The sequence below is a fragment of the Chloroflexia bacterium SDU3-3 genome (assembly GCA_009268125.1).
Taxonomy (GTDB): Bacteria; Chloroflexota; Chloroflexia; order Chloroflexales; family Roseiflexaceae; genus SDU3-3.
The window spans coordinates 132,138-154,682 of sequence record WBOU01000007.1 but is presented as its reverse complement, the minus strand read 5'-3'; the positions used below and the strand labels follow the sequence as shown (position 1 = coordinate 154,682).

The following is a 22,545-nucleotide window of genomic DNA, read 5'->3' as shown; positions in this document are numbered from 1 at the left end:
CAGCACCTTCGCCGGATGGGCCAGGTGGGTGGGGTTGGCTTCTCACCCAGATAGATGGCCTTGTGTTCCCTTGGTGTCTTGGGTCTTGGTGGTAGATGGTTCTTCGCGCCTTCGTGGTGAATGTTCTTATGCTCTCTTGTTGGGCCTACAAGGCTTTGTTATACTTCTGACACAAGCGGCAGCAACACTATCACGGAAGGGCGCAGGGCATGGCACGAATCACGGTCACGATAGAGGGCGAGGAGCGGACCTTCCCCCTGAGCGAGCACGGGCTGCGGGTGGGGCGCTCGCCCGAGAACGCGATCGTGCTGAACCACGTCTTCGTCTCGCGCCGCCACGCCAGCTTCGAGCTGCGCGGCCACGAGGCCTGGCTCGTCGACCACGAGAGCCGCAACGGCGTGCTGCTCAACCGCCTGCGCGTGCGCGAGGCCCAGCTGGCCGACGGCGACATCGTGCGCATTGGGCCGTTCGACCTGCGCTTCGAGGAGCGCGCCGTGCAGCAGGTGGTGCTGGATGACAGCCGCTACCTGCCGCTGGCCGCCGAGAGCCGCGAGATCAAGAGCGGCGAGCTGCCCGAGCTGGGGCTGGATCTGCGCGAGTTCATCCGCATCAGCAAGCGGCTGAACAGCATCATCAGCATGGGCGAGCTGCTGGACACCGTGATGGAGGAGGCGCTGCAGCTGGTGCCAGCCCAGCGCGGCGTGCTGATGCTCTACAAGGGCAGCGAGCTGGTGCCCATGGTGGTCTACCCGCCCTCGCAGGGCGATGTGGCGCTCAGCTCCACCATCGCGCGGCGGGCGCTGGACGCCAACGAGGCCGTGCTCACCCGCGACGCGCGGCTGGATTTCGGCGGGTCGGAGAGCATCATCAGCGCCAACATCCGCTCGGCGATCTGCGTGCCGCTGATCAGCGAGGGCAAGGCCACTGGCCTGATCTACCTCGATTCGCCGGGGCGCGACCAGTTCAGCGAGGCCCAGCGCGACATGCTCTCGGCCCTGGTCAGCCAGGCATCCACCCACATCGAGCGCGCCCGCCTGAGCGACGAGCTGCGCCACCAGGCCGAGCTGCGCCAGAACCTTGAGCGCTTTATGTCGCCCAACGTGGCGCGGCTGGTGGCCAGCTACTACGCCCGCCACGGCCAGCTGTGGGAGCCGCAGGAGCTAGAGGTGAGCGTGCTGTTCGCCGACGTGAAGGGCTTCACGCCGCTCTCCGAGGCGCTCTCGCCCCGCGAGGTGCAGGAGCTGCTGAACGAGTATCTGCACGAGATGACCGAGGTGATCTTCGCCCACAACGGCACGCTCGACAAGTACATCGGCGACGGTATCATGGCGGTGTTCGGCGCGCCGCGCCTGAACGACGACGGCCAGGCCGGGCGCTACGCCGTGGCCGCCGTCAACGCCGCGCTGGACATGCTGGAGGCCCACCGGCGGCTCAACGAGCGCCACGAGCCGAACAAGCGCTTCTCGTTCCGGATCGGGATCAACACCGGCCTAGCCTACGCCGGATTTTTTGGCACGCGGCAGCGTTTAGAGTATACTGTACTGGGCGACACCGTCAACACCGCATCACGCCTTGAATCTGCAGCCGAGCCAAACAGCATCCTCGTGGGCGAGGCCACCTGCCACGCTGTCGGCAGCGCCTTCGCCATGCAGAAGATGGGCGAGCTGCAGCTGAAGGGCAAGGCCCGCAAGGTGCTCGCCTACAAAGTCCTTAGCCGCACCTAGGTGCTCTGAACCCGCGAACCGCAAGGCCGCTGGCGACAGGCTTGGTGCCCGCGCCGCGGCCTTCTGATTCGCGCCTGATGGATAGATGGAGCTTCCCCATGCCAACTGTTGTTGGAATCCGCTTTAAGGACTCCGGCAAGATATACTATTTCGACCCCCAGGAGTTCGAAAACCTGGTGCAGGGCGACGCCGTGATCGTCGAGACCGTGCGCGGCCCCGAGCTGGCCAAGGTGGCGTCGGATATCAAAGAGGTGGCCGACGCCGAGATCATCGGCGAGCTGAAGCCGGTGATCCGCCGCGCCGAGCAGGCCGACTTCGACCGCCTGACCCAGCTCAACGCCCGCCACGAGGATCTGCTCTCGCGCTGTAGCGAGAAGATCGTCGAGCACGCCCTGCCCATGCGGCTGATCAAGGCCGAGTATAGCTTCGACGGATCGCGCCTGACCTTCTACTTCACCGCCGAGAAGCGCGTCGACTTCCGCATGCTGGTGCGCGACCTGGCCCGCACCTTCAAGACCCGCATCGAGCTGCGCCAGATCGGCCCGCGCGACGAGGCCAAGCTGCTGGGCGGCATCGGCCCCTGCGGGCGGCTGCTCTGCTGCGCCACCTTCCTGCCCGACTACGCCCGCGTCTCGATCAAGATGGCCAAGGACCAGGACCTGCCGCTCAACCCCAGCAAGATCAGCGGGGTGTGCGGGCGGCTGCTCTGCTGCCTCTCGTACGAGCACGAGCAGTACACCCAGATCAAGGCCGAGCTGCCCCGCAAAGGCTCGTGGGTGCAGACCCCCGACGGCCCCGGCGAGGTGATCGCGGTGAACGTGGTGCGCGAGACAGTGACAGTGCTGCTGGCCGAGAGCGCCGTGCAGGAGGAGTACAAGCCCGAGGTGCTGAAGGAGGCCACCGCCCAGGTGGCTCAGGTGGCCCGCAGCCGCAACGCCGAGGGCATCACCCCGGCGGCGCGCATGGCCAGCCCGCCGCGCGAGCCGCGCCAGCCCAGCGAGCGCCGCCTGCTGCGCGACGAGATCGAGAACCCCGAGGTGCTGGAGGCCCTGGCCCTGCTGGAGGAGGGCGACTGGGAGGAGCCGCGCGAGCAGGGCGAGCGCCGCCACCAGGGCGAGCGCCACCAGGGCGAGCGCCGCCACCAGGGCGAGCGGCCCCACCAGGGCGAGCGCCACCAGGGCGAGCGCCGCAGCGAACGGCCCCGCCAGGGCAGCAATGCCGAGCACCTGAGCATCCTCGACAGCGGCCAGCCCCACGACGCCCAGCGCCGCCAGCGCATGCAGCAGAGCGGCCAGGGTGGCCAGGGCGGCCAGCGCCACCACCCGCCGCGCCAGCCCGCACCGCTGCCGCCGCCCGCGCCCGAGCTGCCGCCGCCGCCCGAGATCGAGCCGAAGGACTTGGCCGCACCCCAGCCCCCCAAGGGCCAGGGCGGCCCGCAGCGCCCCCACCAGCGCCGCCGCAAAAAGAAATGATACCACCCGAGCGGCCCGCAGCGCCCCCACCGGCGCGCGGGTCGCTCGCTTGTTTCAGCCCAACCCATCGATAAGCGAGGACGCTATGCTTGACCCACAGCCCTATCGCGCACTCTTCCCACACACCGAGCGCTGGGCCTTCTTCAACCACGCCGGAGTCTCCATCCTCAGCACCCGCGTGGAGGAGGCCACCCGCAGCTTCAACCAGAAGCTCTCGCAGCAGCCCTTCAACGAGGTGGTGGCCGAGGCGATCGATGTGATGAGCGATCTGCGCTCGCGCCTGGCCGACCTGATCAACGCCAGCAGCGCCGACGAGATCGTGCTGATGCCCAACACCGCCATGGGCCTGAACACCGCCGCCGTCAGCCTGCCGCTGCGCCCCGGCGACAACGTGCTGGTGCTGGATGGCGACTACCCCGCCAACGTCTACCCCTGGCAGAACCTAGCCTACCGTGGCGTGCTCACCAAGATGGTGCCCGCCCGCGACGGCGGCGTAGATCTGGAGCTGCTCAAGGCCCGCATCGACAGCCGCACGCGCGCCATCGCGCTCTCCACCGTGCAGTTCGCCAGCGGCTTCCGCAACGATCTGGTGGCGGTGGGCAAGCTCTGCAAAGAGCGCGGCATCTTCTTTGTGGTGGATGGCATCCAGTCGCTGGGCGCGCTGCCGCTGGATGTGCGCGAGGCCAACATCGACATGCTGGCCTGTGGCTCACAGAAGTGGCTGATGGGCCCGATCGGCAGCGGCTTCCTGTATGTGCGCCAGGGCCTGCTCGACCAGCTGCAGCCGGGGGCCTACGTGGGCGCGGGCAGCGTGGTCGACTGGCCCAACTACCTCGACTACAACCTGACCCCGCTGCCCACCGCCGAGCGCTTCAACCTCGGCTCGCAGAACTTCGCGGGCATCTACGGCCTGCACGCCAGCCTCTCGCTGCTGCAGGAGATCGGCATCGACCACGTGAGCGAGCGCGTGCTGGCCCTGGCCGACCTGCTGATCGAGCTGCTGCGCGACCGTGGGTTTGCCAGCTCGCCCAATGCCCGCGCCTTCCACCGCTCCGGCATCGTGATCGCCGAGGTGGACAAGCCCGCCGAGGTCGAGCGCCAGCTCTACGCCCGCAACTTCGTGTGCATCCCGCGCGGCAGGGGTATCCGCATCGCCCCGCACTTCTACAACACCGAGGACGAGATCCGCAGCCTGGTAGATGCGCTGGTGTCCATCGCAGACCCGCGCCGGTAGCCCCGCTCCAGCGGTGGGCGGCAGCTATACCGCCCGCCGCTGGCCCCGCCCAGCAAGCCAAGGAGAAGCGGCAATGAAATACGCCCACGATGTCGAGCCGGGCCAGCGCGTGAAGCTGGCCAAGATTCCCACCAAGCCCCCCCAGGATCTCACCCGCGAGCAGGGCGAGGCCCTGTTCGCCCAGCTCTCCGAGGAGCTGGGCAAGCTCCAGGAGGAGCTGTACGCCGCCGCGCAGCACAGCGTGCTGATCGTGCTGCAGGGCATGGACACATCCGGCAAGGATGGGGCCATCCGCAAGGTCTTCGATGCCGTCAACCCGCAGGGCTGCCGCGTCGAGTCGTTCAAGGTGCCCAGCGAGGAGGAGCAGAGCCACGACTTCCTCTGGCGCGCCCACAAGGTCGCCCCGCGCAAGGGCATGATCGCGGTGTTCAACCGCTCGCACTACGAGGATGTGCTGGTGGTGCGCGTGCACAAGCTGGTGGGCAAAAAGGCCTGGCAGCAGCGCTACGAGCAGATCAACGCCTTCGAGCACATGCTGGCCGCCAACGACACGATCGTGATCAAGTGCTTCCTGCACATCAGCAAGGAAGAGCAGGAGCAGCGGCTGCTGGCCCGCGAGCAGGATGTGGAGAAGGCCTGGAAGCTCTCGGCGGGCGACTGGAAAGAGCGCGAGTACTGGGATGACTACACCGAGGCCTACCAGGACGCGCTCGAGCACTGCTCGACCAAGCAGGCCCCCTGGTACATCATCCCCGCCGACGACAAGTGGTACCGCAACCTGGCGATCGCCGAGATCCTGGTGCGCACGCTCAAGGGCTACCGCGCCGACTGGAAGAAGTCGCTCCAGCGCATGAGCAAGGCGCGCCTGGCCGAGCTAGAGGCCTACCGCAGCCAGCTGGCCGAGCCGCAGCCCTAGCAAGAGCCTATGCGGTCTCGGTCGGCAGAACGTTTTACCACCAAAACACCAATCAACATATGGAAAGCACTACCCACGAAGACGCGAAGATGCGAAAAAAGCGATACCGACCTTCGCGCCTTCGTGGTAAAGAATCTGCCGTGAATTAAGAACGCATAGGCCCAGAAGCCCTAGCCGCCGCCATTGCGCAGAACCCCCACCTGCGGTACAATCGCTGCTCCATCATCCGCCATTGCCGCGCCTTGCCGCGCCAGAACGCCACCGACACGATCACCCTATGTATCAACGTGAAATCATCGGCCTCGCGATCTCGCTGATCTACGCCCTGTGCCTGATCGGCATGAGCGAGCTGCTCTACCGCAAGCTGGATGTCCCCCAGTTCTACACCCGCAAGTTTGTCCATGTCTGGGCGGGCATGTGGATAATCGCGATCATGATGCTGTTCTACCGCTGGTGGGTCGGCATCATCCCCTTCGCGATCTTCACCGTGGCCAACTATCTGCTCTACTACTTCCGCCTAGTCAAATCTATCGACCAAGAGGATAGCACGCCCGGCGCGGCCTACTTCGCGCTAGCTGTCACCGTGGTATTCGCGCTGCTCTGGCGGCCCATCGGCCAGACCGACGACGGCACGCCCATCGCCGACTACGGGCCGGTGGCCGCCGCCGCGATCATGGTGCTCACCTGGGGCGACTCGCTGGCGGCGATCGCGGGGCGGCTGTTCGGGCGGCACCCCTACACCATCTGGGGCAGCACGCGCAGCGTCGAAGGCTCGGTGGTGATGGCGGTGGTCAGCTTCGCGGCGATCTACCTGACGCTGGGCCTGATCTCGGGCAATGTGGTGATGGCCCCCTTCGCGCCGGTTCTCACCACGCCCCAGCTGCTGATCGCGGCCACCGTGGGCGCGCTGCTGGCCACTGTGGCCGAGGGCGTCACCCCCGCCGGGCTGGACAACCTGACCGTGCCATTCATCACGGCGGGCGCGCTGTGGCTGCTGGTGCGCTAGCCCGATCCCTGGCGCGGCGAGCCTGCGAAGATACACGAACGCCGCGCCAGCACCATTTTTCTCAGCCTTACATCACAGACCGACACCTCAAAGTCATAGAACGACACCTCAAAGTCACAGACCGACACCTCAAAGTCACAGACCGACATATCAAAGTCACAGACCGACATATCAAAGTCATAGACCGACATATCAAAGTCACAGACCGACATATCAAAGTCGTAGGCTAGTGCATGCATTAGTCAAACAGGGCGTACTACAAAAAAAGCGAGAGGCGTATCATTTACGATACAACCTCTCGCTTTTCACATAAGAGTCGCGATCTTCTATTCCCTTGGTGTCTTGGCGTCTTGGTGGTAAAACGGTCCTTCTCATCCCCTTCGCGTCTTCGCGCCTTCGTGGTAAGAAACCTACGCCCGCCGGAAATCCTTCACGTTGAGCTGAAGCGTGCGCTGGCCCTGCCACTCGTTGGCCTCGAAGGTGTAGGCCACATCGATGTAGCGCGGCGAGGAGAAATACTCGGCCAGGTGGCCCAGCCGGAACGCGATCGCGTCGAAGGACGGGCCGCCCGCGCCGTCATCCAGGCGCAGCTTCAGGTGGGCGCTGGCGCGGCCAGGGCGGGCGGTGCTCACCGCGCGCACGCGGCTGCTCATCAGCACCGGCTGGGGGTTGCCCACGCCGAACGGCTCCAGCTTGCCCAGCTGGCTCAGCAGATCCCAGCTGAGCGCGGCCAGCGGCACCTCGGCGTCGATCTCCAGCGCGGGCTGCAGCATGTCGTCGGGCAGGTGCTCGTCGGCGTAGTCGTTGAGGCGCTGCGACAGCTCGCCCAGGCGCGCGGTGGGCAGCGTGAACCCGGCGGCGGCGCTGTGGCCGCCGTAGCGCACAAACACATCGTCGCAGCTGCGCAGCGCATCGATGATGCTGAAGCCCGGCACCGAGCGGGCCGAGCCGCGCGAGTGGTCGTCGCCGCGCTCGACCAGCAGCACCGGCCTGCCGAACTCCTCCACTAGGCGCGCGGCCACCAGCCCCACGATCCCCGCCGGGTACGCGCCATCCAGCACGATCACGCGGTCCTGCGCCATCCCACGGGTGCGGATCTGCTCGCTGGCCGCCTCCTGCACCTCGCGGGTCATCTCCTGGCGGCGGCGGTTGGCCATGTTCAGCTCCTCGGCCAGGGTGCGGGCCTCGGCCAGATCGGCGGCCAGCAGCAGGCGGTAGGCCAGCACCGCGTCATCCAGCCGGCCCGCGGCGTTGAGGCGCGGCCCCAGCATAAAGCTGATGTCGGTGGCGGTGACGCGGCCCATGGCCAGCCCGGCCACCTCGATCAGGGCGCGCAGGCCGGGGCGCTGGGTGGTGTTCAGCGACTCCAGCCCGGCCTTCACCAGCACGCGGTTCTCATCCAGCAGCGGCCCTAGGTCGGCCACGGTGCCCAGCGCCACCACATCCAGCAGGTCGCGCCCGCGCAGCGGCATGCGCACGCCCAGGCGGGCCAGGGCCTGCACCAGCTTGTAGGCGATGCCCACGCCGGTCAGCTGGCTGAAGGGGTAGCCGTCGCCGGGCTGCTTGGGGTTGACCACCGCGAAGGCGGCGGGCAGCACATCGGGCGGGGTGTGGTGGTCGGTCACGATCACATCGATGCCCAGCGCCTGGGCGTGGGCCACCTCGGCCACATTGCTGATGCCGCAGTCCACCGTGATCAGCAGCTTCACCCCCGACTCGGCCAGCTTCTCCATGGCCACGTGGTTCAGGCCATAGCCCTCGTGCTGGCGGTGGGGGATGTAGGGCGTGATCGCCGCGCCCATCGCGCCCAGGGCCTGCACCAGCAGGGCCACCGCCGTCACGCCGTCGGCGTCGAAGTCGCCGTACACCACCACCGGCTCGGCCTGGGCGATCGCCTTGGCGATCCGGCTGGCCGCCACATCTACACCCTTCATAGCGAAGGGGTCGTGGATGCCGCTGCGGTAGTCGGAGGAGAGGAAGGCCGCGATCTGCTGGGGGTCGCGCATGCCGCGCTGGTAGAGCAGCGTGGCCACCACCGGCGAGAACTCGCGGCTCGTGCGCAGAAACGGGGCCGGGGCGGCTTCCTTGAGCACCCAGCGCTTTTTACGAGCGGACATGGTCAAACCTCACAGCACGCGCGGGCGGCGCAGGCCCGCGACTCGAACAGAAGGGGGCGCGGCAGGCAGGTCGAGGGGCGGCGCACCGCCGAGGATGGAGTATAGCATGGCGGCAGGGGCGGCGCAAACCAGGGGCGAAGGGGGCCGCTTCACCCTGAAGAGAAGCATTTACCACGAAGACACGAAGGCACGAAGAAGACCGTTTACCACCAAGACACCACGGCAGCAAGGGGACAAAAAGACCGCTTCACCTCGAAGACGCGAAGGCACGAAGCGGACAAAAGGTCTCGGAAAGAGCGATGAGCCAGCCTTACTCACCCGGCCCATGCGGCGAAGGTGCCGCTGATGTTTTGCTGGCCATATGCATGGACATCAGCGGCCAACATTCGGCATGGGAACGCTCAGAATTGGGGTTCCAAGGGGGCGACGCCCCCTGGCAGGGTTCCGAGGGGCTGGCCCCGGTGCGCCGCCCGCGCAGGGCATCCACCCACCAAACGAAAAGCACCCAAAATTCAGCCAACCGTGCTCGCCTCGCCTTTCTGCCCTTCGCGTCTTCAGATCTTCGCGGTATTTGTTCCTGTGCTTCCTTGAGGCCTTGGAGCGTTGGTGGTAACCATACCGCTACAAAGCGGATGCATGCTTCCGCCTCGCCGCGAATCATGCTATGCTAATCGCGGCATAACAATTGCCAATTCCCGCGCCATACAACTTTTGACAACGAAGTCGAAAAGAAAGGAGGCCCCTATGGCGTACATCGTCTGGCCGGTGATCGGCCTGATCATTGCGATGTTCGTAGGGGTAGGGCCGCGACGACGCGCCTACCGTCCTAATGCGAATGGTGCCCTGCTCGCGGGAGCATTCGGGGCATTCATCGGCGGGATGATCGCCGACGGCATCCACCACAGCGTCGCTGGGCCGATCACGGTCAGCGGGGTGGTGGGCGCGGTCATCGGGTGCTTGGTGTTCTGCTGGGCGATCCGCGAGCGCCCGGAGGATGTCGAGCCATAGAGCAGCGAGGCCGGGCGGGTTACCGCCCGGCCTCACGCTTTGGCCTACGCTGGGGCTAGTGGTCGAGCCGGTAGGGCACGCTGGTGACCACGCGGCCACGCCGGAACAGCAGCGCCGTGCGGATGAGCAGCGCCGTCTGGTTGTGCAGCAGGTGCTGCCACCAGCGCAGCGGGATGAACTCGGGCATGATCACCGTCAGCACATCATCCTCATACATCTGGTCCAGCTCGTCGATATACTGCAGCAGCGGGCGCAGCAGCGATCGGTAGGGCGAGGTCAGCACCACCAGCGAGATGCCGCAGCCCCACTGCTCCCACTTCTGCTTGAGCTTGGCGGTGGCCTCGGGGTCCATATCCACATACACCGCCGTCACATTGTCGGGCGTGAGCGAGAGGGCGTACTGCAGCGCGGGGATGACACCGCGATGCACGCCCGAGATCAGCACCACCGCCGTGTGGCGGCGTACCGCTGTGGGCGGCGGCGCATCGGCCAGCGAGAGCTGGCGGGCCACCTCGTCGTAGTGCGAGCGGATGGCCTTGAGCGCCAGCACCATCAGCGGGATGAGCATGATCACCGCCCACGCGCCCTCGGTGAAGCGCGTGATCGCGATCATCAGCAGCACCACCCCCGTCACCAGCGCGCCCAGACCGTTGATCACCATATTGTGCTTCCAGCCCGGCTGCTTCAGCTTGTGCCAGCGCCGCACCATGCCGAACTGCGAGAGCGTAAACGACAGGAACACGCCCAGGGCGTACAGCGGCAGCAGATCCTGCTCGCGGGCGCTGAAGCCCACCACCAGCGCCGCCGCGAACAGGCCTAGCACGATCACACCGTTCGAGAACACTAGCCGGTCGCCGCGCTGGGCAAACTGGCGCGGCAGAAAGCGGTCGCTGGCCAAGAAGTACGAGAGGCGCGGGAAGTCGGCGTAGGCCGTGTTCGAGGCCAGCACCAGGATGAGCATGGTGGAGAACTGCACCAGGTAGTACAGCGGCGAGCCGCCGCCGAAGATCGCGCGGGCCAGCTGCGAGTTGGCCGTCTCGGGCTCGGGGCCGGCGTCGGGGATGATCTGGTAGGCGTGGGCCAGCACGGTGATCCCCAGGAACATGGTGCAGAGGATAGTGGCCATCACCACCAGGGTGATCGCGGCGTTCTTCGGCTCGGGCTTCTTGAAGGCGGGCACGCCATCGGCGATCGCCTCGATGCCGGTGAGCGCGGTGCAGCCGCGCGAGAAGGCGTTCAGCAGCAGGAAGAACGAGATGTTCTGCAGGTGCTCGGGGATGTGGGTGACGGCGGGCGCGGGCGCAGGATCCACGGTGCCCGTCAGCATCTTGAACAGGCCCACGAAGATCAGCAGGAACATGCTGCCAATAAAGAGGTAGGTGGGCACCGCAAAGACCTTGCCCGACTCCTTCACGCCGCGCAGGTTCATCAGTGTCACCACGCCGATCAGGCCCAGGGCCAGCTCCACGCGGTACGGCTCCAGCACGGTGATCGCGGATGTGATGGCCGCCACCGAGGCCGACATGCTCACCGCCACGGTGAGCACATAGTCGATCAGCAACGCCGAGGCCGCCACCAGCGAGGGGATCTGGCCCAGGTTCTCGCGCGAGACGATGTAGGTGCCGCCACCCTTGGGGTAGGCGTGGATGGTCTGCCGGTACGAGAACGAGACCGTGATCAGCAAGATGGCGATGCCGATGGCGATCGGGATGACGTAGGAGTAGCCCATCACGCCGGCCACCGAGAGCGCCACCAGGATGGCCTCGGTGGCGTAGGCCACCGACGAGAGGGCGTCGGATGAAAAGACCGCCAGCGCGATCCGCTTCGAGAGACGCTCGTGGGCGAGCTGCTCATTCGAGAGGGGCTGGCCAATGACAAGCCGCTTTAGTCCAAGCATAGCACTTCACTTCTCCAAGAAGCATAAGGGGGAAATTCAACGTGCAACAAAAAGGGAACCGCCACATCGCCGCAACGGTTCCGCACAGGCTCAATCTTCGCTTGTGCGCCATGCCACTGTTGATCCAAGCCAATTGATACGCCGCGCCCACCCCGGCTGGGCAGGCCAGCAGGCGCACATGGGCAGCCCGTGGGCCGCAGTGCTGCTGATATGGGCGCGTGGGCATCCAGCAGGCGTATCGACAGCTTGATCATACGATTCTACCCCACCTCGCTCAATCTGCGCCGGGTAGAAGAGCGCAGAAGGGTAATTCCTCTATCTTTTATCTCAAAGCCCCGCGTTCGACCCGACCCACCACAGCGGGGAGCGCGCAGGCACGTGCTGCCGAAGCAAAAAAGGCACAAAAAAACGCCGAGCAGTCGGCGATATGGTCGGCTGTCACAGGGCGGATGTCAGATCCGGGCGCAGCGCAGCGCCATTAGGTTCTTGCACCAGAATCCGCGAGGTGCACTGCCACAGGACAGTAGATACAGCGCGGTGATCATAGCACGCGCGCTAGGTACAGTCAAGATGTGTTTCACCACCGATAGTAGAGGGCGGCGCAACCAAGGCGGGTGCGAGCGCGCTGCAGATGCAGGCCCAACAATATGGTATGCTTACGACACACGATAGTTATCTCGTCGCCCAACCCCGATCGGTAGTAAGAGGCAGGTGGCCCAGCCTCTACGAGGGCCTTGGCGCATTGTGACGGCAGAAACAAGCGGGCGGCAGGCGGGGATGGCTGCGGCCTGAGGGTTGCAAAATTAGAACATATGTTCTATACTATAGCTCACGCCTCGGCTTCTTGCACTCTCTGGCGTCCGCCGCTATACTTGAATGCGTTCAAGAACCACGAGGACAGATGCACATGTCGGCAAATGTTCGTTCCACCACAAAACCACCTAGCCCTGGTGCTACACGCTCCACCGCCGAGATGCGGGAGCTGACCAACTACCGCCTCTCCGAGCGGATCGGCCAGGAGGAGCTTGCCACCGTCTACCGTGGCGTCCATCTCACCCTTGATCGGCCAGTCGAAGTCCACCTGCTGCGTCGCACCGACTGGATCTCATCCAGCCGATTCCAGCTGGCGGCGCGGCTCGCCGCACGGCTCAGCCACCCCAGCATCCTGCAGGTGATCGACGCCGGGCACGACGAGCACTATGGCGACTATATCGTCACGCCCCAGATCGAGAGCCAGCCGCTGAGCGGGGTGCTCGCCGCCGGGCCGATCGACCCGCTGCTGGCGCTGCGCATCACCTCGCAGGTCGGCGCGGCGCTCGACTACCTGCACGACCAAGGCATCTACCACCGCGATGTGCGGCCCGAGAACATCCTGGTGACGCCGCAGGGCGTGGCCTACCTGACCAACTTCAGCCTGGCCCACTCGCCCGACACGCCCGACCTCTCGAAGCTCGACGAGGCCGACTTCCTGACGCCCTACTCGGCCCCCGAGCAGACCTTGACCGGCAAGGTGCGCCGCGAGTCCGACCTGTACAGCCTGGGCGCAGTGCTCTACCACGCGCTCAGCGGCCAGGTGCCACCTGCCCCTGGGCAGGCCCTGCGCTCGCTGGCCGAGCGCGACGCCGCACTGGGCGGGGTCGACCGCATCCTGCGCAAGCTGATGGCCGTCGAGCCAAACCAGCGCTTCACCAGCGCCGAGCAGGTGACCACGGTGCTGCGCCAGGCGCTGCGCCGCCAGATCGACAGCTCGACCGACGACATGGAGGAGTCGCGCTGGGAGGCGATCGCCGAGTGGCTCGAAAACCCTGTGGAGTCGGTGATCGGCGAGATGCTCGACCACGAGTTTCAGTCCAAGTCGCGGGCCAGGGCCGACGCGCTGCACCGCTCGGGGGCCATCCGCCGCGTGCTCGACCGCTGGAGCAGGCAGGCGCCGCTGAAGCTGCGCAAGACCGCCTTCGGCCAGCTCATCCAGCCCGAGCAGATCGTCAGCTACAACCTCTACGCCTACGAGCTGAAGGTCTACTACGAGACCCGCACCACGCCGCAGACCCGCGAGCACGTGCACAAGGGCGGCACGCTCAACCCTTCTGCAGCCGAGCCAGAGCTGTGGACCATCGCCGTGCCCGAGACCGACACGTTCAGCGAGGCCCCCGCCGAGCCGATCGTGATCCCCGGCTCGCAGAAGGTGGTAGGCTGCACCGAGTGCAACGGCTCGACCTTCATCCCCTGCAAGAGCTGCGGCACCAAGGGCGTGATCGAGAAGACCCGCCGGGTCAAAGATGCCGACGGCACCAATAAGACCGAGACCTACTCGGAGAACTGCCCGACCTGCCGTGGCTATGGCAAGATCCCCTGCCCGCGCTGCGAGGGCACCGGCCAGATGCTGCAGGAGAAGGTCTTCACGTGGTCGCGCCACGGGCGGGTGTTCTTCAACGAGGATGATGTGGCCCCCTACCAAAAGCTGGCGGTGCAGACCCAGCTGCAGGAGGTCTTCCGGCGCGAGATCGACGCCTTCGAGGCGCGCTGGTACCAGATCGCCCCGCTGAAAGAGATGCTGGAGGCCGCGATCAACGGCGGCGGGCAAGATGCGCGCCTGATCGCCACCGAGCTGATCATCCGTGGCGTGCCGCTGACCGAGGTAGACTACAAGCTGAAGGAAAAGTCGCACAGCCTAGCCCTGATCGGCTTCAAAGACGAAGTGCGCGGCGATCTGGCGCTCTACGACCTGGAGCGGATCACGCTGTATGTGATGGTCGGGGTGATGTTCCTCACCCTGCTGATTATGTTCTTCATACACTAGCGGCAGCCCGCAGTATGCCAACGCGCCCGTGCGTCGATGACGCACGGGCGCGTTGGCGTTCTGGCATCGGGCGGCGGCCTAGCCGTTCCGGCTAATCTCGGCCTCCAGATCGGCGATGTAGGCGTGCAGCCAGGCAGGCGCGCCGCCGCCCGCCGCATCGCGCCGGGCGCGCAGGCGGGCCAGCTCGGCGCGGCGCTGGCGGATGGCCCCGCGCGACTCGACGGGGGCGACCACCGGCTCGGGCTCAGGCTCGGGCAGGGTATCGAGGAACTCGGCCACGATCTGCGACACGGCTGAGGCCAGGTCGCTCTTCTCGGCGCGCACCATCTGCTCTAGCTTCGCACGCTGCTCGGGGGTGAGGAAGAGCCGGGTCGGGATGGTAAACATCCCCTGTCGCTCTGTCATAGAGGCCTCCAGTGCTTCTGAAGCTCCATCATAGGCGGCACCACGCGGGCGTGCGCTAGCCGCACCCGCGCGGCTCTGCAGCTTCGACAGCGCGCGGCTACCATACCCTGGGTGGGTTCTACACACAACGGCGTATTTCGGCCTGTATTGTACCCTATCGCGGCCAAAAAACAACCATCGTTCGTCATACGAACCATCATCGCGGCTGGCCCGCAGCATCGCAACGCCATATATCGGGTACAATAGCGGCCAAACCCACATGCACAGAAGGAAGAGGCCATGAGCATACACTATCGTGTAATTCTGACCGGGGTGGGCAGCGTCGGGCGCGGCTTCGCCGAGATTGTGGCCCGGCGGCAGGCCTGGATCGAGCAGCACCAAGGCGTGCGCATCTTGCTGGTGGGCGCGGCCACCCGCTCGTGGTGCTGCTACAACCCCGGCGGGCTGGATGTGGCCGCCGTGCTCCAGGCCAGCGAGCGGCGCGACTACAGCGGCCTGCCCGACCGCCAGCCCTGGTCGCCCGCCGAACTGATCGCCAACGCCGAGGCCGATGTGCTGGCCGAGGCCAGCCCCACCGACTTCGCCACCGCCGAGCCAGCCACCGGCTACATGCGCGCGGCGCTGGGGCGCGGCATGCATGTGGTAACAGCCAACAAAGGCCCGGTGGCGCTGCACGGCCCCGCCCTGCGCCAAGAGGCCGCCGCGCGCGGCCTGAGCTTCGGCTATGAGGGCACGGTGATGGCGGGCACGCCCTCGCTGCGGCTGGGCTGGAGCGCGCTGGCCGGCTGCGAGCTGCGCGAGGTGCGCGGGATCGTCAACGGCACCACCAACTACATCCTCACCCAGATGGAGGGCGGGCTGCCCTACGCCGAGGCGCTGGCCGAGGCCCAGCGCCTGGGCTACGCCGAGACCGACCCCACCGGCGATGTGGAAGGCTACGACGCCGCAGGCAAGGCCGCCATCCTGGCCACCATGCTGATGGGCGGCAGCGTGCTGCCCGACCAAGTGTGGCGCACCGGCATCACCGGCATCACCCCGGCGGACATCGCCGCCGCCGCCCAGGCGGGCGAGCGCTGGAAGCTGATCGCGCGGGTGGCGCGCGCCGCCGACGGCAGCCTGAGCGCCAGCGTCGAGCCGATGCGCGTGCCCATGAGCCACCCGCTGGCCCACGTGAGCGGCGCGACCAACGCGCTCACCTACACCACCGACCTGCTGGGCGATGTCACCCTGATCGGGCCGGGCGCGGGCGGCACCGCCACCGGCTTCGCGCTGCTCTCCGACATCCTGGCCATCCCGCGCTAGCGGCGGCAGTGGCATACTCTTTGCTTTAGCCTATGGCAGCGATCATTATTTGATCAACCAAAGGAGCAATGATTATGTCACTCATCGAGCTTATTCTCTTCCTGCTGGTGGCTGGCGTGTGTGGTCTGATCGCCGAGATGGTGGTGGGCTTTAGCCCGGGCGGCTTTGTCGCATCGATCGCCATCGGCCTGGTGGGCGCGTACCTGGGCAGCTGGCTGGCCGGGCAGCTGGGCCTGCCGCCGGTGCTCAGCACCGACTCGATCGTGCCCGAGACCGGCGGCGCGAACCTGATCGCCATCGACTTCCGCTTCGACATCGTCTGGTCGATCCTCGGTGCGATCGTGCTGCTGTTTATCATCAGCCTGGTGCGCAGGCCGCGCCAGCGCGTGGCCTACCGCCGACGGGCCTACTACCGCTAGGCAAGTTGGGCTAGCATCGGAATACCGGCGGGGCGCTCAGAGCATAGCTCAAAGAGCGCCCCGCCGTTTTTTTGTCGTTGAAGCATATTCGTCATCGAATCGGTGAGAATCTGCATCTATACAACTCGCATTGAATTTCATACACTACTACCTAAGCAACAAGAACATTTTTACCCATGAGGGCATGTATGACGCACGTACCAGCCAACCCAGACGACGGCACAGCTGCGCCCGCTCTCCTCAGCTATTTTCTCGACCGCCAGCCCCAGTTCTACGACATCATCACGCCACAGCTGTCAGAGTCTGGCAATGTCTTCCGCCAGAGCCCCGAACAAGTGCGAGAGCAGATCGCCCATACCCTCGGCAGCTACTTCCGCTTCATGCGCGACTACCAGCACGAGCCGATCCTGCAGGGCTTTGCCCAGCAGCTCACCCCACAGGTGCTCGATAACATCCCGCTCGACGTGGTGCTCCAGCACAACTCGATCTACCGTGCCGCCTTCCTCAGCCTCGCGCTTGAGGCTATGGAGCAAGGCATCGAAGGGGCGGGCATCGGCATCAAAGAGCTGATGAAGCTCTTCGATGGGGCGGTCAACCTGATCAGCAGACGCTACCAGAACCAGCTGCGGCTCTTCAAAAAGCTGGCCGAGTACGCCCCCGACGGCATCGGCGTGGCGATCAACGGGGTGATCAGCTACGCCAACCCCGCGCTCCAGCAGCAGATGGGCTACGAGTCGCTGCTTGGCATGCGCGAGGCCGATCTGTTTGGCGAGCAGGACGCCGAGGTGCTGCAGGATCTGCGCACATCCATTGCCGAAGACGGGCTGTGGAAAGGGCGGCTGACCTACCGGCGCAACGATGGCAGCGAATTTATCGGCGATGTCTCCAGCTATATGATCCAGGGTGACAGCGGCGATGTCTCCAGCGTCGCGATCATCCGCGATATCAGCGACCAACTGGCTATCGAGCAAGATCTGCGCAACTTCCAGCTGCTGGTAGAAAACGCGCCCGACAGCATTGCCATCGTCGATTTCGGCCAAACCATCCGCTATGCCAACCCCGCCTTCCACCGCCTGCTGCACGCAGAAGACTCGCTCATCGGCGAGGACGTAACTCGGTTCTACACCCCCGAGATGCCAATCGACTCCGACGGTATCAACCACGAGCTCGCCCAAAACGGGCGCTGGCACGGCCAGATCACCTACCGGCGCAGGGATGGCAGCACCGTGCTGACCCAGAGCGCCATCGCGGTGATGCACGATCTGAACGGCAGGCCCTTCGCAGGCGCAGGGATCGCCCGCGACATGACTGAGCAGCTACGCGCCGAGGAGGAGCGGCTGCAGCTGCAGGAGCAGGTGATCGCCGCCCAGCAGGCCGCGCTGGCCGAGCTTTCCACCCCCATGATCCCGATCAGCGACCGCGTCACAGTGATGCCGCTGATCGGCAGCATCGACAGCGTGCGGGCGGACCAGATCGTCGAGCGGCTGCTCGAAGGCATCGTCGAGGCCCACGCCGAGATCGCCATCATCGATATCACCGGCGTGCCCGTGGTGGACACCCAGGTGGCCCAGACGCTGCTGCGCGCCGCGCAGGCCGCCAGCCTGGTGGGCGCGCGGGTCATCCTCACCGGCATCCGCCCCGAGGTGGCGCAGACCGTGGTGGGGCTAGGCATCACCATGAACGGCGTGATCACCAGCAGCACACTCCAGAGCGGCATCGCCACCGCGCTCGCGCGGCGCTAGGCCGCCTAGCCCGCCCACTCGCGCTGGATGGCGCTGGCCTCGCGCAGCAGGGGCAGCGCGCCAATGCTCTGGGCATCGGCCATGGCGGCGGACAGCCGCTGGGCGGCCTCATCGGGGCGCGACTCGGCGCGGGCCAGCACGCCCAGCTGGATCTGGGCGCGGATACCGCCCCACTGATAGCCCAGCCGCCGCGACTCGGCCAGTGCCCTGCCGAGCCGCTGGCGGGCCTCGGCAAACCGCCCCTGGGCCAGGGCCAGCACGCCCAAGTAGTGCTCGGCGATCACTGTGCCCATCGGGTCGCCCACAGCGGCGCACAGGCCGTAGCCCTCGTGAAACATGCGCTCGGCCTCGCCATAGCTGCCCGTGTCGTACTCCACCAGCCCCAGCACCGTGAGCGCAAATCCCACCCCGCGCCGGTAGCCAAACGAGTGAAACAGCGCCCGGCACTCCTGCGCATACGCGCGCGCCTCGGCAAACACCTCCAGGTCGCGGCAGATCAGGGCTAGGTACTGCAGCGCAGTGGCGATCAGCCAGCGGTCGCCTAGGTCGCGGGCGAGCACCAGCGCATCGCGGCCCAGCCGCTCGGCGTCGGCTAGGTGGCCCAGCCAGCGCTGGGTGAAGGCCAGCCCGGCCAGCGCCAGGGCCTGCTCGCGCCGATCGCCGAAGCTGTTGGCAAGCCGCAGCCCCTGCTCGAAGCAGCGCTGGGCGTCGGCGTAGCCGCCCAGCCAGATCAGCAGCAGGCCCTGGCGCGTGCGCGCCCGCCCCAGCAGGGGCACGCGGTCGGCTGGGCGCTCCATGCGCTCAAGCTGGGCGGCAGTCTCGGCGAACAGCTCGGCCCCATCGCGAAAGCGGCCCGCCGTATCGTAGAACAGCAGCAGGCTCTCGGCGGCGCGTAGCATCAGCGAGTCGGGGTGATGGATGGCCCACAGCCAGCCCGCGCGGATGTTGGCAAACTCGGCGGTGAGCGTGGCCAGACCGCCCTGCACATCGGCCCCGCGCAGGGCAGCCTCGCGGGCGCACAGCAGCTCGCCAAAGTAGGCCCAGTGGCGGCTGCGGGCCAGCGCCATGTCGCCCGCGCCCAGCTTCTCGGCGGCGAAGGAGCGCAGCAGGCTGTGCAGCCTGTAGCGCCCGCCGCGCAGCCGCACCACCAGCGAGCGATCGACCAGGGCGGCGATCAGGTTGCGCAGCCTGCGCTCGGATGCGGGCAGATCGAGGCCGAAGGTCAGCACCCCCAGCAGCGCGCGGGCCGCATGCGACGAGAAGTCGGAAGGGAAGACCGAGAGCAGCGCGAAGGCCCGTCGCTCATCCTCGCTTAGCCTGTCCCAGCTATAGGCGAAGACCGAGCGCACGCTGCGGTGGCGCGCGGGCAGATCGCGCATGGTGGTGCTGAGAAAGTCCATGCCAGCGGCGATCTCCTGGGCAATCTCATCGCACGAGAGCGAGCGAACCCAGCTGGCGGCCAGCTCGATCGCCAGCGGGTGGCCGCCCAGCATGGTGCAGATCTGCGCCACCGAGGCCTCGTTCTCGCCATCGATCGTGAACGAGGCCAGCACGCGGCTGGCGTGATGCACAAACAGCTGCCCGCTCTCCGAGGCCAGCACCGCCTCCGCCGACGGCTCGGCGGGCAGGCCCAGGCCGCCCAGATCGAACACGCGCTCCTCGCGCAGGCCCAGCCGCTCCTGCGAGGTGAGCAGCAGCTTCACGCCCGGTGCCTCGGCCAGGATGTCGGCCAGCAGATCGGCGGCGGCGGGCAGGTGCTCCATGTTGTCGAGCACCAGCAGCAGCTCGGCGTCGCGCAGCAGGTCGAGCAGCACGCGCTGGGGGCTGGGGTGGTTGTGCAGGTCGTAGCCCAGCGACTCGGCGATGGCTGCAGGCAGCAGCGCGGCGGCGTCGAGCGCGGCCAGGGCCACCACGCGCGTGCCATCGTGGAAGCGCGGCGCGACGTGCTCGGCGTAGGCCAGGGCCAGGCTGGTCTTGCCGATGCCGCCCAGGCCCGCGATCGTCACCAGGCGCACGCCCGGCGTATCCAGCAGGCGGGCCAGCGACTGCAGCTCGGCGCGGCGGCCTATGAGGGCGGCGGGGGGCGAGTGGGGCAGCGCAGGGCGGGGGCGCCCGGCCACCATAGGGCGCGGCGCGATATCGCGCCCGCTGCGGATCTGCTCGGCCATGGCCACGGTGGCCAGCGCAGGCTCGGCCCCCAGCTCGGCCCGCAGGATCTCGCGGCAGCGCTCGTACTGGGCCAGGGCGGCGGCGCGCTGGCCCGCCTGCGCCAGCGCCCACATGCGCTGGCGGTGGGCCTCCTCGCGCAGTGGGTCGAGCGCCAGCAGCCGCCCCAGCGCCTCGGCGGCGGCCTCTGGGGCGCGGTTGCCCGCGTGCCATTCGGCCAGCCGCGCCAGCAGGTCGATCACCTGCTGCTCAAAGCGCTCGCGCTCGATCAGCAGCCAGTGCTCGAAGTCGGCGCAGCCCGTGAGCTGCAGCCCATCCAGCAGCGGCCCGCGGTACTGCTCGACCGCCAGCGCCCAGGCCAGCGGCTCGGCGCGCGCGGCGTGCTGGCGGAACACCATGCAGTCGATCACGGTGGTCTCGGCGGGCAGAAAGCGCACGCTGCTACGCTCGGCGCTGATCAGGCCGGGCAGCAGCGCGTTCAGGCGGTTCAGCGTCCAGCTCAGGTTGGCCCGCCCGCGATCCTCGGGCATGTCGGGCCAGAACATACCCAGCAGCGCCATCCGCGACACCGGGCGCTGCTCGACCACCAGGTAGGCCAGCAGCGCCTGGGCCTTGCGCGAATCGATTCTGAGCGTCACGCCATCGTGCGCTATTTCCATAGGGCCAAAAAGGTGCAGCGTATTCACAGCGAGCAGCCGCCATTCTGCGCAACAAAGAGCATCATACGTCGGTGTTGATCTCATGGGCCAGCGTTGGTTGCCTGTATTATACAAGGCCCGATCTGGCTTTTATAGCAGGAAAACCACCACCAATCGCACCGCTCTAAGACTCTTCTAAAAAAGCTGTGGTACGATTCATCCTACTATCAGCATCCCACATCCATCTAGGCCGATAGCGGCGCAGGGGCCGCAGCACTCAACCGTCCGACGTATGCAGCGCGGCATGCGCAGCTGTACACCTACCACAAGGAGCAGCACGATGACGACCGAGACCATGAGCAGCACCGATCTCTTCCGGCTCATGCAGAAGATCGATCTGGGCAAGATCGCCAAGCTGGCACAGCAGGTCGATCTGGGCGAGCTGATGGAGGCCCTGGATCATGTCGACCCCAAGACGCTCAAGCAGCTGCTGAAGCGCTCGAACGGGGCGGCGCGGCGCGAGCCGCCGCCGATCGACGCCGACTTCTACGACATCGGCGCGGCGCTGAGCGCCGAGGACCGCGAGGCCATGCGGGCCGTCGCGGCGTTCATGGAGCGCGAGGTGCGCCCGATCGCCGTCGAGTACTGGGATCGCGGCGAGTTCCCGCGTCAGATCATCCCGGCCTTCGCCCAGATGGTGGGGCAGGTGATCGGCGACCGCCCGTTCATCTTCCCAGAGACCAACCCGCTGTTCGCGGGCATGTTCACCATGCAGCTGGCCCGCGCCGAGCCGTCGATCGCCACCTTCTTCGGTGTCCACTTTGGCCTCTCCATGGGTTCGATCAACGCCTTCGGCTCCGCCGAGCAGAAGCAGCGCTGGATGCCCGCCATGCGCCGCTTCGAGAAGATCGGCTCGTGGGCGCTCACCGAGCCGGATGTCGGCTCGGCCACCTCGGCGGGGCTGCAGACCACGGCCCGCCGCGAGGGCGACACCTGGGTGATCAACGGCGCGAAGAAGTGGAGCGGCAACGCCACCTTCGCCGACGTGAACGTGATCATGGCCCGCGACACGGCGGATGGCCAGGTGAAGGGCTTCTTGGTCGAGCGCGGCACGCCGGGCTATACGGTGGAGAAGCTGCAGGGCAAGATCTCGCAGCGCATGGTGGAAAATGTGCTGATCACGCTGGACAACGTGCAGGTGGATGAGTCCAGCAGGCTGCCGGGCATCGCCTCGTTCCGCGACATCGCGCGGCAGCTGGCCTCGGCGCGCTCGATCGTGGGCTGGCAGGCCACCGGCCTGGCCATGGGGGCCTACGAGCGCGCCCTAGCCTACGCCCAGAGCCGCGAGCAGTTCGGCAAGAGCATCGGCAGCTTCCAGCTGGTGCAGAACATGCTGGTGCAGATGCTGGGCAGCGTCACTGCGATGCAGGCCATGATGCTGCAGCTGGCCCGGCTGGAGGAGCGCGACGGCGAGATCAGCCACGAGCGGGCCTCGCTGGCCAAGGCCTTCTGCGGCGAGCGCATGCGCGAGGTGGTGGCGCTAGGGCGCGGCCTGTTCGGCGGCAACGGCATCCTGCTGGAGTACGAGGCGGCCAAGTACTTTGCCGACGCCGAGGCCATCTACTCCTACGAGGGCACCCACGAGATGAACACGCTGATCGTGGGCCGCGCGATCACGGGCGTCAGCGCCTTTGTCTAG

Annotated in this window: 15 protein-coding genes; 11 read left to right on the top strand and 4 right to left on the bottom strand. The window is 66.8% G+C overall.

Annotation, left to right across the window (positions count from 1 at the left end):
- Window positions 1-209 precede the first annotated feature (209 nt).
- The 5 genes from F8S13_13625 (at window position 210) to F8S13_13605 (ending at window position 6,352) form a co-directional block, all read left to right on the top strand.
- On the top strand, window positions 210-1,724 hold the full coding sequence (locus F8S13_13625) for an FHA domain-containing protein (GenBank protein ID KAB8142593.1): 1,515 nt from the start codon (window positions 210-212) through the stop codon (window positions 1,722-1,724).
- A gap of 98 nt (window positions 1,725-1,822) precedes the next feature.
- Window positions 1,823-3,196 carry a hypothetical protein gene (locus tag F8S13_13620; protein ID KAB8142592.1) on the top strand — a complete coding sequence of 458 codons (1,374 nt, stop codon included), beginning with the start codon at window positions 1,823-1,825 and terminating at the stop codon, window positions 3,194-3,196.
- An 85-nt stretch (window positions 3,197-3,281) separates the two neighbouring features.
- Window positions 3,282-4,430 (top strand): aminotransferase class V-fold PLP-dependent enzyme, encoded by a 1,149-nt coding sequence (locus F8S13_13615; GenBank protein KAB8142591.1) that lies wholly within the window; start codon window positions 3,282-3,284, stop codon window positions 4,428-4,430.
- A 73-nt stretch (window positions 4,431-4,503) separates the two neighbouring features.
- Window positions 4,504-5,346: a polyphosphate kinase 2 family protein gene (locus F8S13_13610; protein ID KAB8142590.1), complete on the top strand. Its 843-nt coding sequence runs from the start codon at window positions 4,504-4,506 to the stop codon at window positions 5,344-5,346.
- A gap of 277 nt (window positions 5,347-5,623) precedes the next feature.
- Window positions 5,624-6,352, top strand: a complete 729-nt coding sequence (locus F8S13_13605; GenBank protein KAB8142589.1) for a phosphatidate cytidylyltransferase — start codon at window positions 5,624-5,626, stop codon at window positions 6,350-6,352.
- A 410-nt stretch (window positions 6,353-6,762) separates the two neighbouring features.
- Here the strand turns inward: F8S13_13605 and recJ are convergent, their stop codons facing one another.
- Window positions 6,763-8,469, bottom strand: coding sequence for a single-stranded-DNA-specific exonuclease RecJ (recJ, locus tag F8S13_13600; GenBank protein KAB8142588.1), 1,707 nt, complete (start codon window positions 8,467-8,469; stop codon window positions 6,763-6,765).
- A 744-nt stretch (window positions 8,470-9,213) separates the two neighbouring features.
- On the opposite strand from recJ, the gene F8S13_13595 reads away from it, so the two are divergent.
- Window positions 9,214-9,477, top strand: a complete 264-nt coding sequence (locus F8S13_13595) for a hypothetical protein (GenBank protein KAB8142587.1) — start codon at window positions 9,214-9,216, stop codon at window positions 9,475-9,477.
- Between the two features lie 55 nt (window positions 9,478-9,532).
- Here F8S13_13595 and F8S13_13590 read toward each other — a convergent pair whose 3' ends face one another.
- The gene (locus tag F8S13_13590) at window positions 9,533-11,374 is read right to left on the bottom strand and encodes an APC family permease (GenBank protein KAB8142586.1); all 1,842 of its coding nucleotides are present in this window, start codon (window positions 11,372-11,374) and stop codon (window positions 9,533-9,535) included.
- Between the two features lie 907 nt (window positions 11,375-12,281).
- Between F8S13_13590 and F8S13_13585 the strand changes: the two genes are divergently transcribed.
- Window positions 12,282-14,174: a protein kinase gene (locus tag F8S13_13585; protein KAB8142585.1), complete on the top strand. Its 1,893-nt coding sequence runs from the start codon at window positions 12,282-12,284 to the stop codon at window positions 14,172-14,174.
- A 78-nt stretch (window positions 14,175-14,252) separates the two neighbouring features.
- Here the strand turns inward: F8S13_13585 and F8S13_13580 are convergent, their stop codons facing one another.
- The gene (locus F8S13_13580; GenBank protein KAB8142584.1) at window positions 14,253-14,579 is read right to left on the bottom strand and encodes a hypothetical protein; all 327 of its coding nucleotides are present in this window, start codon (window positions 14,577-14,579) and stop codon (window positions 14,253-14,255) included.
- A gap of 279 nt (window positions 14,580-14,858) precedes the next feature.
- Between F8S13_13580 and F8S13_13575 the strand changes: the two genes are divergently transcribed.
- The 3 genes from F8S13_13575 to F8S13_13565 all read left to right on the top strand — a co-directional run bounded on the left by F8S13_13575 (window position 14,859) and on the right by F8S13_13565 (window position 18,042).
- On the top strand, window positions 14,859-15,881 hold the full coding sequence (locus F8S13_13575; protein ID KAB8142583.1) for a homoserine dehydrogenase: 1,023 nt from the start codon (window positions 14,859-14,861) through the stop codon (window positions 15,879-15,881).
- Between the two features lie 68 nt (window positions 15,882-15,949).
- Window positions 15,950-16,300 (top strand): GlsB/YeaQ/YmgE family stress response membrane protein, encoded by a 351-nt coding sequence (locus tag F8S13_13570; GenBank protein ID KAB8142582.1) that lies wholly within the window; start codon window positions 15,950-15,952, stop codon window positions 16,298-16,300.
- A gap of 176 nt (window positions 16,301-16,476) precedes the next feature.
- Entirely contained in the window at window positions 16,477-18,042 is a 1,566-nt protein-coding gene (locus tag F8S13_13565; protein ID KAB8142581.1) for a PAS domain S-box protein, read from the top strand.
- A 5-nt stretch (window positions 18,043-18,047) separates the two neighbouring features.
- On the opposite strand, the gene F8S13_13560 is transcribed toward F8S13_13565, so the two are convergent.
- Entirely contained in the window at window positions 18,048-20,951 is a 2,904-nt protein-coding gene (locus tag F8S13_13560) for a hypothetical protein (protein ID KAB8142580.1), read from the bottom strand.
- A 250-nt stretch (window positions 20,952-21,201) separates the two neighbouring features.
- On the opposite strand from F8S13_13560, the gene F8S13_13555 reads away from it, so the two are divergent.
- Window positions 21,202-22,545 (top strand): acyl-CoA dehydrogenase, encoded by a 1,344-nt coding sequence (locus F8S13_13555; GenBank protein ID KAB8142766.1) that lies wholly within the window; start codon window positions 21,202-21,204, stop codon window positions 22,543-22,545.

Excerpts from the sequence above, each read along its gene's own strand:
- F8S13_13560 (KAB8142580.1), bottom strand. The coding sequence starts at position 20,951 with ATGAGATCAACACCGACGTATGATGCTCTTTGTTGCGCAGAATGGCGG.
- F8S13_13575 (KAB8142583.1), top strand. The coding sequence starts at position 14,859 with ATGAGCATACACTATCGTGTAATTCTGACCGGGGTGGGCAGCGTCGGG.
- F8S13_13555 (KAB8142766.1), top strand. The coding sequence starts at position 21,202 with ATGAGCAGCACCGATCTCTTCCGGCTCATGCAGAAGATCGATCTGGGC.
- F8S13_13570 (KAB8142582.1), top strand. The coding sequence starts at position 15,950 with ATGATTATGTCACTCATCGAGCTTATTCTCTTCCTGCTGGTGGCTGGC.
- F8S13_13590 (KAB8142586.1), bottom strand. The coding sequence starts at position 11,374 with ATGCTTGGACTAAAGCGGCTTGTCATTGGCCAGCCCCTCTCGAATGAG.
- F8S13_13615 (KAB8142591.1), top strand. The coding sequence starts at position 3,282 with ATGCTTGACCCACAGCCCTATCGCGCACTCTTCCCACACACCGAGCGC.
- recJ (KAB8142588.1), bottom strand. The coding sequence starts at position 8,469 with ATGTCCGCTCGTAAAAAGCGCTGGGTGCTCAAGGAAGCCGCCCCGGCC.
- F8S13_13610 (KAB8142590.1), top strand. The coding sequence starts at position 4,504 with ATGAAATACGCCCACGATGTCGAGCCGGGCCAGCGCGTGAAGCTGGCC.
- F8S13_13605 (KAB8142589.1), top strand. The coding sequence starts at position 5,624 with ATGTATCAACGTGAAATCATCGGCCTCGCGATCTCGCTGATCTACGCC.
- F8S13_13595 (KAB8142587.1), top strand. The coding sequence starts at position 9,214 with ATGGCGTACATCGTCTGGCCGGTGATCGGCCTGATCATTGCGATGTTC.
- F8S13_13565 (KAB8142581.1), top strand. The coding sequence starts at position 16,477 with ATGAGGGCATGTATGACGCACGTACCAGCCAACCCAGACGACGGCACA.
- F8S13_13580 (KAB8142584.1), bottom strand. The coding sequence starts at position 14,579 with ATGACAGAGCGACAGGGGATGTTTACCATCCCGACCCGGCTCTTCCTC.
- F8S13_13625 (KAB8142593.1), top strand. The coding sequence starts at position 210 with ATGGCACGAATCACGGTCACGATAGAGGGCGAGGAGCGGACCTTCCCC.
- F8S13_13585 (KAB8142585.1), top strand. The coding sequence starts at position 12,282 with ATGTCGGCAAATGTTCGTTCCACCACAAAACCACCTAGCCCTGGTGCT.
- F8S13_13620 (KAB8142592.1), top strand. The coding sequence starts at position 1,823 with ATGCCAACTGTTGTTGGAATCCGCTTTAAGGACTCCGGCAAGATATAC.